The sequence below is a fragment of the Streptomyces caelestis genome (genome assembly GCF_014205255.1).
GTDB classification, from domain to species: domain Bacteria; phylum Actinomycetota; class Actinomycetes; order Streptomycetales; family Streptomycetaceae; genus Streptomyces; species Streptomyces caelestis.
The window spans coordinates 6,035,964-6,048,268 of the sequence record NZ_JACHNE010000001.1 but is presented as its reverse complement, the minus strand read 5'-3'; the positions used below and the strand labels follow the sequence as shown (position 1 = coordinate 6,048,268).

Annotated in this window: 11 protein-coding genes and 3 pseudogenes; 5 read left to right on the top strand and 9 right to left on the bottom strand. The window is 70.8% G+C overall.

The genetic code is table 11. The features are described 5' to 3' along the window. Positions 1–94: 94 nt before the first annotated feature. From gcvH to HDA41_RS27850, 4 genes and pseudogenes are all read left to right on the top strand, one after another. Positions 95–472: a glycine cleavage system protein GcvH gene (gene gcvH, locus HDA41_RS27865; RefSeq protein ID WP_184988392.1), complete on the top strand. Its 378-nt coding sequence runs from the start codon at positions 95–97 to the stop codon at positions 470–472. 14 nt (positions 473–486) lie between these two features. After that, positions 487–1,749 (top strand): serine hydroxymethyltransferase, encoded by a 1,263-nt coding sequence (gene glyA, locus HDA41_RS27860; RefSeq protein ID WP_184988390.1) that lies wholly within the window; start codon positions 487–489, stop codon positions 1,747–1,749. 97 nt (positions 1,750–1,846) lie between these two features. Next, the gene (locus HDA41_RS27855) at positions 1,847–3,214 is read left to right on the top strand and encodes an L-serine ammonia-lyase (RefSeq protein ID WP_184988388.1); all 1,368 of its coding nucleotides are present in this window, start codon (positions 1,847–1,849) and stop codon (positions 3,212–3,214) included. 339 nt (positions 3,215–3,553) lie between these two features. Next, positions 3,554–3,778 (top strand): annotated as a pseudogene (locus HDA41_RS27850) (GH25 family lysozyme); the annotation flags it as partial. Here HDA41_RS27850 and HDA41_RS27845 read toward each other — a convergent pair. The 3 genes from HDA41_RS27845 to HDA41_RS27835 all read right to left on the bottom strand — a co-directional run bounded on the left by HDA41_RS27845 (position 3,778) and on the right by HDA41_RS27835 (position 5,813). Beyond that, positions 3,778–4,593, bottom strand: a complete 816-nt coding sequence (locus HDA41_RS27845; RefSeq protein ID WP_268251526.1) for an NADPH-dependent F420 reductase — start codon at positions 4,591–4,593, stop codon at positions 3,778–3,780. The pseudogene HDA41_RS27850 and the gene HDA41_RS27845 overlap by 1 nt on opposite strands. Before the next feature lie 25 nt (positions 4,594–4,618). Beyond that, positions 4,619–4,831, bottom strand: coding sequence for an EF-hand domain-containing protein (locus HDA41_RS27840; RefSeq protein WP_184988383.1), 213 nt, complete (start codon positions 4,829–4,831; stop codon positions 4,619–4,621). A gap of 67 nt (positions 4,832–4,898) precedes the next feature. Continuing rightward, complete coding sequence (locus HDA41_RS27835; protein WP_184988380.1) at positions 4,899–5,813, bottom strand: MerR family transcriptional regulator; 915 nt, start codon at positions 5,811–5,813, stop codon at positions 4,899–4,901. Here HDA41_RS27835 and HDA41_RS27830 point away from each other — a divergent pair. Continuing rightward, positions 5,812–6,536 (top strand): annotated as a pseudogene (locus tag HDA41_RS27830) (N-acetyltransferase). The gene HDA41_RS27835 and the pseudogene HDA41_RS27830 sit on opposite strands and share 2 nt — an antisense overlap. On the opposite strand, the pseudogene HDA41_RS43015 reads toward HDA41_RS27830, so the two are convergent. The 6 genes and pseudogenes from HDA41_RS43015 to HDA41_RS27805 form a co-directional block, all read right to left on the bottom strand. Then, positions 6,490–6,603 (bottom strand): annotated as a pseudogene (locus HDA41_RS43015) (ADP-ribosyltransferase); the annotation flags it as partial. The pseudogenes HDA41_RS27830 and HDA41_RS43015 overlap by 47 nt on opposite strands. 139 nt (positions 6,604–6,742) lie before the next feature. Then, positions 6,743–7,921, bottom strand: coding sequence for a YncE family protein (locus HDA41_RS27825; protein ID WP_184988377.1), 1,179 nt, complete (start codon positions 7,919–7,921; stop codon positions 6,743–6,745). Positions 7,922–8,028: 107 nt separating this feature from the next. Next, positions 8,029–8,652 carry an ATP-binding protein gene (locus HDA41_RS27820; protein WP_230299664.1) on the bottom strand — a complete coding sequence of 208 codons (624 nt, stop codon included), beginning with the start codon at positions 8,650–8,652 and terminating at the stop codon, positions 8,029–8,031. A gap of 153 nt (positions 8,653–8,805) precedes the next feature. Then, positions 8,806–9,573: an enoyl-CoA hydratase/isomerase family protein gene (locus HDA41_RS27815; protein WP_184988374.1), complete on the bottom strand. Its 768-nt coding sequence runs from the start codon at positions 9,571–9,573 to the stop codon at positions 8,806–8,808. An 81-nt stretch (positions 9,574–9,654) separates the two neighbouring features. Then, positions 9,655–10,887: a L,D-transpeptidase gene (locus tag HDA41_RS27810; protein WP_184988371.1), complete on the bottom strand. Its 1,233-nt coding sequence runs from the start codon at positions 10,885–10,887 to the stop codon at positions 9,655–9,657. A 159-nt stretch (positions 10,888–11,046) separates the two neighbouring features. Next, complete coding sequence (locus tag HDA41_RS27805) at positions 11,047–12,291, bottom strand: L,D-transpeptidase (protein WP_184988368.1); 1,245 nt, start codon at positions 12,289–12,291, stop codon at positions 11,047–11,049. Positions 12,292–12,305: the final 14 nt, after the last annotated feature.

Sequence of the window (12,305 nt, the reverse complement as noted above, 5' to 3'; positions counted from 1 at the left end):
GGGGCCCTCGCAAGCGCCCCCGTGGTCCGTCGTTCCAGCTCACCAGCAGTCCCCCCGTCAACAGCACTCCCGTGCGTACAGGAGAATCCAGGCCATGAGCAACCCCCAGCAGCTGCGTTACAGCAAGGAGCACGAGTGGCTGTCGGCCGCCGAGGACGGCGTCGCGACGGTCGGCATCACGGAGCACGCGGCCAACGCGCTCGGCGACGTGGTCTTCGTCCAGCTCCCCGAGGTCGGTGACTCCGTCTCCGCGGGCGAGACCTGCGGCGAGCTGGAGTCGACCAAGTCGGTGTCCGACCTCTACTCCCCCGTCTCCGGTGAGGTCACCGAGGTCAACGAGGACGTCGTGAACGACCCGTCGCTGGTGAACTCGGCCCCCTTCGAGGGCGGCTGGCTGTTCAAGGTGCGGGTCTCGGAGGAGCCGGGCGACCTGCTCTCCGCCGACGAGTACACCGCGTTCTCCGCCGGCTGAGGAGGCGTAGCCGTATGTCCGTTTTGAACACACCTCTGCACGAGCTCGACCCGGCCGTGGCCGCCGCGGTCGACGCCGAGCTGCACCGGCAGCAGTCCACGCTGGAGATGATCGCCTCGGAGAACTTCGCGCCGGTCGCGGTCATGGAGGCGCAGGGCTCGGTCCTCACCAACAAGTACGCCGAGGGCTACCCCGGCCGCCGCTACTACGGCGGCTGCGAGCACGTCGACGTGGTCGAGCAGATCGCGATCGACCGCGTCAAGGAGCTGTTCGGCGCCGAGCACGCCAACGTCCAGCCCCACTCGGGTGCCCAGGCCAACGCCGCCGCGATGTTCGCGCTGCTCAAGCCGGGCGACACCATCATGGGTCTGAACCTCGCGCACGGCGGGCACCTGACCCACGGCATGAAGATCAACTTCTCCGGCAAGCTGTACGACGTCGTCGCCTACCACGTCGGCGACGACGGCCGGGTCGACATGGCCGAGGTCGAGCGGCTGGCCAAGGAGTCCAAGCCGAAGCTGATCGTGGCCGGCTGGTCGGCGTACCCGCGGCAGCTGGACTTCGCCGCGTTCCGCCGGATCGCGGACGAGGTCGGCGCCTACCTGATGGTCGACATGGCCCACTTCGCGGGGCTCGTCGCGGCCGGGCTGCACCCGAACCCCGTGCCGCACGCGCATGTGGTGACCACGACCACGCACAAGACGCTGGGCGGCCCGCGCGGTGGTGTGATCCTCTCCACGGCCGAACTGGCCAAGAAGATCAACTCCGCTGTCTTCCCCGGTCAGCAGGGCGGTCCGCTGGAGCATGTGATCGCGGCCAAGGCGGTCGCCTTCAAGGTCGCGGCCTCGGAGGACTTCAAGGAGCGCCAGCGCCGTACGCTGGAGGGTGCCCGCATCCTGGCCGAGCGTCTGGTGAAGGACGACGTCCGGGCCGTGGGCGTGGACGTCCTGTCCGGCGGCACGGACGTGCACCTGGTCCTGGTCGACCTGCGCCACTCCGAGCTGGACGGGCAGCAGGCCGAGGACCGCCTCCACGAGGTGGGCATCACGGTCAACCGGAACGCCATCCCGAACGACCCGCGCCCGCCGATGGTGACGTCGGGTCTGCGGATCGGCACGCCGGCCCTGGCGACCCGGGGCTTCGAGGCCGAGGACTTCGCGGAGGTCGCGGACGTCATCGCCGGGGCTCTCAAGCCGTCCTACGACGCCGAGGCGCTCAAGGCCCGGGTGAAGGCCCTGACCGACAAGCACCCGCTGTACCCGGGTCTGAACGCCTGACCAGCACACAGAGCGAAGAAACCTTTCGGGCGCCGTGCGGCCACAAGCGGCGCGGCGCCCACCCCCCTCTGCACCACCCCCGTAGTCAGGAGTTCCCGTGGCCATCTCGGTCTTCGACCTGTTCTCGATCGGCATCGGCCCGTCCAGCTCCCACACGGTCGGCCCGATGCGCGCGGCCCGGATGTTCGCCCGGCGGCTGCGCAACGAGGAACTGCTCACCCCGACCGCGAAGGTCCGCGCCGAGCTGTACGGCTCGCTCGGCGCCACCGGCCACGGCCACGGCACGCCCAAGGCGGTGCTGCTCGGCCTGGAGGGCGACTCGCCGCGCACGGTGGACGTGGAGACGGCCGACGACCGGGTGGGGACGATCAGGACCGACGGCCGGCTGAACCTGCTGGGCGAGCACGAGATCGCGTTCTCCTACGACGACGACATGGTCCTGCACCGCCGCAAGGCCCTGCCGTACCACGCGAACGGCATGACCCTGTGGGCGTACGACGCGTCGGGCGCGGAGCTGCTGACGAAGACGTACTACTCGGTCGGCGGCGGCTTCGTCGTCGACGAGGACGCGGTCGGCGCGGACCGCATCAAGCTCGACGACACCGTGCTGAAGTACCCCTTCCGCACGGGCGACGAGCTGCTGCGCATGGCCCGGGAGACGGGCCTGTCCATCTCCGCCCTGATGCTGGAGAACGAGCGGGCCTGGCGCACCGAGGAGGAGATCCGCGAAGGCCTGCTGGAGATCTGGCGGGTCATGGAGGCGTGCGTGGCGCGCGGCATGTCCCGCGAGGGCATCCTGCCGGGCGGTCTCAAGGTGCGCCGCCGGGCCGCCAACACCGCCCGGAAACTGCGCTCCGAGGGCGACCCGAAGGCCCTCGCCATGGAGTGGATCACGCTCTACGCGATGGCGGTCAACGAGGAGAACGCGGCCGGGGGCCGGGTCGTCACCGCCCCGACGAACGGCGCGGCCGGCATCATCCCGGCGGTCCTGCACTACTACGTCAACTTCGTGCCCGGCGCCGACGAGGAGGGCGTGGTCCGCTTCCTGCTCGCCGCGGGCGCGATCGGCATGCTGTTCAAGGAGAACGCCTCCATCTCCGGCGCCGAGGTCGGCTGCCAGGGCGAGGTCGGCTCCGCCTGCTCGATGGCGGCCGGTGCGCTGGCCGAGGTGCTCGGCGGCTCGCCGGAACAGGTGGAGAACGCCGCGGAGATCGGCATGGAGCACAACCTCGGCCTCACCTGCGACCCGGTCGGCGGCCTCGTCCAGATCCCGTGCATCGAGCGCAACGGCATGGCCGCGGTGAAGGCCGTCACGGCCGCGCGCATGGCGATGCGCGGCGACGGCTCCCACAAGGTGTCCCTGGACAAGGTCATCAAGACGATGAAGGACACCGGCGCGGACATGTCGGTCAAGTACAAGGAGACGGCGCGGGGCGGGCTGGCCGTCAACATCATCGAGTGCTGACGGCCCGCGCGGTGGCGGGGCCGGCGGTCACCGGGCCGACTCGCGGACGTCCGCGACCGCCGCGGGCGGATCGGCCGGGTCCTCGGTGACGACGATCGCCACGACGGCGTCCGCCCGCGGGCCGGTCCTCGGCGAGGACCGGCCCGCGGGCGGGTGAGCACGGCCACGGCCACCTCGCCCGCCGGGCGCCCGTCCTTGGACAGCAGCACCATGGCCGCACCGCGACTCGGCTCGGCGGTCTCACCGGGCAGCTCCCCGTCGGCGAGCAGGGCGAGCAGCGCCTCGTACGACGCGGCGTGGACGCTCAGTCCCCGCGCGGCGGCGGCGTCGAGTTCGGCGTGGGCCCCGGACCGGCCGGGCGACATCCTCGCCCTCGGCTGGGAGACGACCAGTGACGGGACGTACGCGAGCAACGCGGAGAAGGACCTGTTCCTCCGGAAACTGAAGGACCTCCGGCCGAACAACCAGGTGGTGCTCTACTGCAACCGGAACTTCTTGCTGAACCACGACACGACGTCCTACGCGGGCGACGCCCTGTGGATAGCCGACTACGTCAGCGCGGGCTAGCCGCGGAAGTCCGGTGTGCGCTCCGGGGACGCCTCCGCCAGGGCCTTCGTGACCGCCTCGACGCCGCCGCGCAGGCCGTAGACAGGGGTGTCGGGCTGCTGGCGCCAGGAGTCGTCGATGCCGCCCGCGTCGACGGTGTCGAAGCCGAGTTCGTCGATCAGGTCCCGTACCTTGCGCTTGGCCGCCTCGTCGTCGCCGGCCACCGGGAGGGCGATGCGGTCGGGGTCGCCTGCCGGGAGCGGGCGGTCCAGGATGTCCTGGGCGTATGTGCCGTTGAAGGCCTTGATCACGGGGTGGCCGAGCTGGCGTTCCGTCCAGCGGCTCTCGGTGAGGCCCTCGTCCTCGATCGCGGCGATCCTGCCGTCCCGCTGCCGGGGGTAGTAGTTGCCGGTGTCGATGACCGCGACGCCGTCCGCCGCCCCGTCGAACAGGCCGGACGGCAGGTCCGGGACCGCCTTCAGCGGGATGGTGACGACGACGATCTCGACGCCCCGGGGTGCCTCCTCGACCGTCACGGGCGTCGCGCCGGTCTCCTCGGCCAGGGCCGTGAGCGTGTGCGGGCCCCGGGAGTTGGCGACGTACACGTCGTGCCCGAGCGCGGTGAGCCGCCGGGTCAGATTGCCGCCGATGTTGCCGGCTCCGATGATGCCGATCTTCATGTCCTCGCCTCGCCCTTCCGGGGATCGGTGACGCCTGGGCCTCTTCGCGAGACCTTCGTGAGCGGGGTCAACCTCCGGGACGGGCGGGCTATTCCGGGTCCCGGGTCGCAGACGTGGGGGCCAGGTCCGTCCGCGGACGGACCTGGCCCCCACGCCTCGCAGCGCCCGAGCGCCGGCGTCACCTGTTCAGGTAGCCCCAGAACTCGTCGAAGCTCAGCTTCTTGTCGCCGTCGAGGTCGCGGGTCTTGATGACGACCTCGGCGACCGACTCGGTCACGTTCCAGTCGCCGGACCGGGCCAGAGCGGACTTGAACTCCGCGGCGGTGATGAATCCGTCGCCGTCCGTATCGATCTGCTCGAACTGCTTGCGTGCTTCCTCGATGTCCGCCACCGATCCGCCCCTCATCTCGTGCTGTGCCGCCTGGCCGTCCTGGCCGGTCTTGTTGACGCAGGTCAGATTAACCGCCCGCTCGCGACTGAAGTGCGGCGACCACCCACGCGAACTCCTCGTCGTAGGTCGGCTGCGGTCCGAGGCCGTTCACGACGGCCTGCAACTCGCGGTAGCGGGCGACCCGGGCGTCGGAGGCGGCCGTGAGGCGTTCGAGCACGGCGGACCGGTCGGCGCTGCCCAGCAGTTCCCGCAGGACGTCGTCGGCCTCCGGCGCCTCGGGCGCGATGCCACGCCGACGTGCCTCGGCCGCGAGCTGGACGAGCCGGCTCATGAACCACAGGGACGACCCGGCCGGGACGTCCGGTCCCCGGTCCCCCGCGTTGAACTCGATCATCCGCCGCATCTGCGCCCGGAAGCCGGGGTCCTGGATGAGCTCGGCGAGCTCCACCCAGGCGTCCACCTGCTCGGGCGTGGGGTCGTCGGGCAGCTGCGCGGCCGCGAAGCGCAACCTGCTGCGGATGTCCGGGTCGGCCGTGTCGATCCCCTCGAAGATCTCGGCCATGAAGTCCTCGACGATCCGCCGCCGCTCGGCCGCCGACAGTCGCGCCAGTCTGTTCATGAGTGTCGTCTCCTCCGCGCTGGAACCACGTTGGGCCACTGTCGACAGCACCGCCCGGGTCACCTTCAGCGACCGGATCTGCGCGTCCAGCGCCACCACGTGCGCGGCCGCGACCTGCGCGACCGTCACCTCGCCGGCCAGGATCCGGCGTACGTCCGCGAGGCCCAGGCCGAGTTCGCGCAGGGTCCGGATCAGCTCCAGGCGCGCCACGGACGCGGCGTCGTACAGCCGGTAACCGCCCGTGGACCGGGCCACCGGGGGCAGCGCGCCCTCGTCGGACCAGTACCGGATGGTGCGCACGGTCAGCCCGGTGACCCGGGCCAGTTCGCCGATGGTGAGCAGCCCGGTGCCGTCGTCGATCATGTCTGGGAGTCTGGGCCTTCCAGTGGGTGGAGACTCAAGGAGCGCGTGGGTGGCGGACACCCTGGGGGACCTTCTCGACGCGGCGGCACGGGGCGTCTTCCCGCCGGCGGACGGCCGTACGACGATCGTGCCGCAGCTCTCGCCCCGGGACGCGGGGGTCCTGGCCTTCACGGCTCACTCGGTCGTCTTCACCGACGAGGATCCGGACTGGGTGCGGCGGACGCTCGCCGGGACCGACCGCGACAGGCTCGCGGCCACGATGAACGCCCGCTTCCTCACGGCCCTCATGGACCGGACGGGACGTACGTCCGACACCATCGACGTACTGTTGAACCGGTGCCGCGCTGCCCGGGGAACCGTCGGTCGCGCTGGAGGAGATCGACGATCCCGGCCATCCGCGCGTGGTCCGCGCACGCTGGCGGCGTGACGACGTGCGGGTGTGGGCGGCGGACGGCGGGGGGCTCGTGCTGGGCCGTGGCGTGGCCGGGCGGTGGGAGGTCGCGGTCGAGGTGGACGAGGGGGCACGGCACCGGGGGCTCGGGCGGCGGCTGGTGGCGGCGGCGCGGCAGCCGGCCGGAGGGCGCGCCCGTGTGGGCTCAGGTGGCGGCGGGGAACGCCCGCGGTCCGCGGGCGTTCCAGGCGGCCGGTTACCGGCCCGTGGGCTCGGAGGTGCTGCTCAGTGCCAGGGCCGGTCGTGCGGGTTGCTCTCGCACTCGCTCATGATCTCGGTCTTGGTCTGCTGGTCGACCGGGCAGACGCCGACGATGTACTCGCGGGCGATGCCGCCAGGGAGAGGGCGGCGGCAGCGACGCGCCGCCGCGCGTTATAAGTGATCACGGGGGAGCACGATGGCCCCCGGCCCGGGCCGCACCGGGGACCCTCACCCGATCAGGGCGTGTCAACTCCCCTTGGGCGGACGGCAGATCGCGTCACCGGAAGATGCCGGTGTGGCCGAGCGAGTAGCGGCCGGGCTGCGGGTAGACCGCGAGGCCGTGCGGGCCGCTGCCGACGGGGATGCGGGCGAGCTGGGTGCCAGTGCGCGTGTCGATGGCGTACACCTCGGCGTCGTAGCGGCCGGACAGCCACAGCACCTTGCCGTCGGCGGAGATCCCGCCCATGTCGGGGCTGCCGCCGTCGGGCAGCTGCCACTTCTTGGTCAGCTTGTCCCGCGTGAAGTCGAAGACGGAGATCGTGCCCTCGCCGCGGTTGGACACGTACATCTCGCGGGAGTCGCGGCTGACGTACAGGCCGTGGCAGCCCTTGCCGGTGGGCAGCAGGGTGGGCTCGGTGAACTTGTCGCCGTCCAGGACCCACATGCCGTGGGCCATCATGTCGGCGATGTAGAACCTCTTGCCGTCGGGTGAGACCTTCACGTCCTGCGGCATGGCGCCGTCGAACGGCAGCCGCTGCTGCCCGACGACCTTCATCTTCTCGGTGTCGACCTTGAGCAGTTCGCCGCTGAACTCGCAGGAGACGATGAAGTAGCGGCCGTCGAGGGAGAAGTCGGCGTGGTTGACGCCGTAGCAGGAGACCGGGACCGTCTTCTTGATCTCCATGGTGTGCGGGTCGCGGAAGACCAGTTCGCGGTCGAGGGAGGCCATGACGACGGCGTACTTGCCGTGCGGTGTGAAGTAGAGGTTGTACGGGTCGTGGACCTCGACCTCCTTGCCCGCCTTGCCGGTCTTCGGGTCGATCGGGGTGAGGGTGTGGCCGCGGTTGTTGTTGACCCACAGCGTCTTCAGGTCCCAGGAGGGGACGACGTGCTGAGGCTGCCGGCCCACGGGGATCGTCTCGATGATCTCGTACGTCTTCGGGTCGATGACGGAGACGGTGTCGGACTCGGTGTTGGGGACGTAGACCCGGGACGGGAAGTCCTTGACCACGGGCGACAGTTTGTTCGGGCGGTCGGCCGCGTACACGTCCTCCGGGTCGAGGACGGGCGGCATGCCGGGCAGCCCCTTGATGGGCTTCTTCTCGGGCGGCGCGGGCACGGCGGCCTTGGTGCCGCGTGCCTCGGAGGCCCGTTCCCCGCCCTGGGTGCCGCAGGCGGCGAGGACGGCGAGGGCGGCGCCCACGACGAGGGCGCTTCTGACAAGGTGGCGGTGCATTGCACCATTTAAGGGCCGTTTCACGGGGAAAACGATGATTCGCCCGATCGGCGGCCAGGCGAGCCGCAGGTCACACCCCTCGTCGAGCCCGGCCGCCGGTGGCGGCCTCAGCGGTCGGCCACCCGCATCTCGAACCACGTGGTCTTCCCGCGGGGCAGCAGATCGACCCCCCAGCGGTCGGCCAGCTTGTCGACGAGGAACAGGCCCCGGCCGCTGATGTCCATCGCCTGGACCGGCATCAGACAGGGCAGTCCCCGGGACGGGTCACGGACCTCGACGCGGATCCAGCCGCGGCGCCGGTGCAGACGCAGCCCGAAGACCCGGGCGCCGGTGTGGCGTACGGCGTTGCCCACCAGCTCGGAGACGAGTAAGACCGCGTCCTCGGTGGTCTTGGGGGTGAGTCCCCACTGGCGCAGGACGACGACCTGGGTCAGCCGTCTTGCGGTGGCCGCGGACTCGGGGCGGGACGGCAGTGGAACCTCTGCCTCCGTCGGGTTGCCGTACAACTCCAGCGCTTTCAGCGCGCGTTCGTCCTCGACGGTCGGCGACCAGCGCGCCGCGGCCGCCTGTGCGTGTCCCCGCGGCTGTTCCATACCCTCCAGCCCCGCCATGCCCCCATCATGGCCGCCCGGAGCGCCCCTGGGGGCCGTTCCCGGGGAATACACCCCCGGGAGCGGGGTGCGGACCGGCGGGCCGATGACATACGCCAGTGGCGCTTCGATATCGGCCATAGCCCGGCTGACCTGCGGCGACGGCCCGTTTCACGGCAATCGACAGGTTTCCTCGACCGGATACGCTTATGGCTGCCTTGAGGCAGCCATAAACCGCCCCATCGAGGGATCCGGAACAGGCACCGCGTCAACGGCCAACCCCCGGAGGGGTGTTCAGAGGAACTTCGCCTTGCCCGGCCCCTCCTCCACGAAGCTGCGCATACCGCGCTCGCGGTCCTCGGTGGCGAACAGGCCTGCGAACCAGTTCCGTTCGATCGCCAGGCCCGTGTCGAGGTCCGTCTCCAGGCCCGTGTCGATCGACTCCTTCGCGGCGCGCAGCGCGAGGGCCGGGCCCTGCGCCAGTTTCGCGGCCCAGGCGTGCGCCTGCGTGTACACCTCTTCGGCGGGTACGACCCGGTCCACCAGGCCGATCTCCTTCGCCTCGTCGGCCTTCACCATCCGGCCGGTGAAGATCAGGTCCTTGGCCTTGGAGGGGCCGACCAGGCGGGCCAGGCGCTGGGTGCCGCCCGCGCCGGGGATCAGGCCGAGCAGGATCTCCGGCTGGCCGAGCTTGGCGTTCTCTGCGGCGATGCGGTAGTCCGCGCACAGCGCGAGTTCGCAGCCGCCGCCGAGCGCGTAGCCGGTCACGGCCGCGACGACCGGCTTGGGGATCCGGGCCACCGCCGTGAACGAGTCCTGGAGGGCGCGGGCGCGCAGGACCATCGCGGTGTGGTCCATCGCCTGCATCTCCTTGATGTCCGCGCCGGCCGCGAACACCTTCTCGCCGCCGTAGACCACCACGGCCCGCACGTCCTCGCGGCGCGTGGCCTCCTCGGCGAGTTCCTTCAGCCGGTCCTGCGTGGCGATGTCCAGCGCGTTCATGGGCGGGCGGTCGAGACGGAGCGTGCCGACGCCTTCAGCGACTTCGAGAGAGACGGTCATGGGCAGCAGGTTAAGGCCCACTAACGACGAGGACCCCGGTGCGGTCCGTCACACCGGGGCCCTCTTGTCAGCGGCGGAGAGCTACTGCTTCCACTTCTCCCACGCCATGTTCCAGCCGTTGAGCCCGTTGTCCGGGTCGACGATGCGGTCCTCGGAGTTCTTGACGATCACCACGTCGCCGACCATCGAGTGGTTGAAGAACCACGCGGCCGGCACCTTCTTGTCCCAGCCGCCGCGCACGTCGCGCAGGCCGATGCAGCCATGGCTGGCGTTGTGGTTGCCGAAGGCTCCGCCCGCCCAGTAGTTGCCGTGCAGGAAGGTGCCGGAGGTGGTCAGGCGGATGGCGTGCGGGACGTCCTTGATGTCGTACTCGCCGCCGTAGCCGACCGTCTCGCCGTTCATCCGGGTCACCGGGAGCATCTCGCTGACGACCATCTGGCCGTTCCAGGTCTCCATGCCGGGCTTGCCGGTGGTGACCGGGATGGTCTTGATGACCTTGCCGTCGCGCATGACCTTCATCGTGAGCTTCTTGGCGTCGACGACGGAGACCTGGTGGCGGCCGATGGTGAACTCGACCTTCTTGTCCTGCTCGCCGTAGACGCCGGGGCGGCCTTCGACGCCGTCGAGGCCGAGGTCGACGGTCACCTTGGTGCCGGGCTTCCAGTACTTCTCGGGGCGGAAGTCGAGCCGGTCGTTGCCGAACCAGTGGCCTTCGACGTCCACGGCCGGTTCCGTCTTGATGCGGATGGCCTTCTCGACGTCGTCCGGGTTGGTGATGCCCCGGCTGAAGCGGATGGAGAACGGCATGCCGACGCCGACCTTGGAGCCGTCTTCAGGGGTGAAGGTGCCGATGAAGGTGTTCTTCGGCGTCAGGGTCGTGAAGCCCGCGTCCTCGGCTGCCGTGCGGCCCTCGGAGTCCTTGGCGACCGCGTGGACCGTGTACTTGGTGGCGGCGGCCAGATGGGTGGACGGCGTCCAGGTGGCGCCGTCGCCGGATATCTCGCCGTCGACCTTCTTGCCCTTGGCGTCCTTGACCACGACCTCGGTCAGCTTGCCCTTGGCGGCGGTCACCTTCAGCGCCCCGCTGGTGTCGACGGACTTGGCGCCGTCCTTGGGGGTGATGCCGACGACGGCCTCGGACTGCTTGCTCTGCGCGGCGTCCGCGCCCTTGCCCTCGCCGGCGCCCGCGCCGGAACCGGAGCCGGTCCCCCCGCCGCCGCACGCCGTGACGGCGAGCAGCAGCACCCCCAGTATCAGCGCGAGCAGTCCGTGCCTGCCGCCAACCGACGCCCCCGATATCGGTCGCCCGTTCAAGTTGTTCTCCCCTCCCCGGACCTGGCCAGGCCCACCCCTGCGCGTCCCCCGCGCACCGGCGAATATTAACCACAAGGCGCCGCACCCCGGTGGCCTGCGATTGTCACTGTTCAGTCCCAGCTTCGACGGACAGTCGATGCAACGCGCCCCCGTGTCGCGCTACTTCACCGCGCTGCCCGTCTTCCACGCGTTCCATCCCATATTCCAGCCTCCGAGCCCGTTGTCGGGAGCGACCTTTTTGTCATTGCTGTGGACGACCTCGACGACGTCCCCGACGAGGCTGCGGTCGAAGAACCAGCCGGCCGGGGTGTCCGAGCCGCCGCCCTTCACGTCCCGCAGTCCGACGCAGCCGTGGCTGACGTTGGTACGCCCGAAGACGGAGTGGTGCGCCCAGTAGTTGCCGTGCAGGAAGGTGCCGGAGTCGGTCAGGCGCATGGCGTGCGGGACGTCCGGGATGTCGTACTCGCCCTTGCCGTCGCGCTTCTTGAAGCCGACCGTGGCGCCGTTCATCCGGGTGACGTCGAGCATCTCGGTCACCACCATCTTGCCGTTGTACGTGGCGGTCTTGGGGGCGCCGGCCGTGATCGGCACGGTGGCGAGCGGCTCGCCGTCGCGCCGCACCTCCATGGTGTGCCGGGCGGCGTCGACCACGGAGACCTGGCTGCGGCCGACGGTGAAGGAGAACGTCTTGTGCTGGAGGCCGTAGACCCCTCGCGCTCCCTCGACGTCCCGCAGGCGCAGGGCGACGGTGACCCGGGTGCCGGGTTTCCAGTAGTGCTCGGGGCGGAAGTCGAGGCGGGTCCGGCCGAACCAATGGGGGCGGATCTCGACGGCCGGGCGGGCGGTGACCCGCACCGCGCGTTCGACGGCGGCGCGGTTGGCGATCTTCCGGTTGAACTCCAGTGAGACGATCATGCCGGTGCCGACCGTGGCCCGGTTCTCCGGGCTGACGTAGCCGATGAAGCGTTCCTCCGGGACGTACGTCGTGAAGGCGGTGTGCCGTGCGGAGCGGCGTCCGTCGCCGTCCACGGCCACCGCGTCGACCGTGTACCTGGCGGCCAGCGCGAGCCGCTCGTCGTCGGGTTCCCAGGTCAGTCCGTCGGCGGAGAGCTGCCCGGGCACCGGGGACTCCTGCGCGTCCTGCGACCGGACCACCTTCACCGACTCCAGCCTGCCGTCGGGCACACGCACCCGCAGCTTCTGCCCGGGGCGCACACCCCGGCTGCCGTCGGCGGGCGAGACCCGGATGACGTCCTCGGGCGCCGGGGGCACGCCGAACGCCCCGGCGATCCCGCCCGCGTCGTCCGAGGTACAGCCGGTGGCCCCGGTCAGGAGCCCTGCCCATGTCACTACGGCGGCCAGCGCGGCCCTCGCGCGCCGCGCGCGCCCTTGTACGTGCCTCACGAGGTGCCCAACGA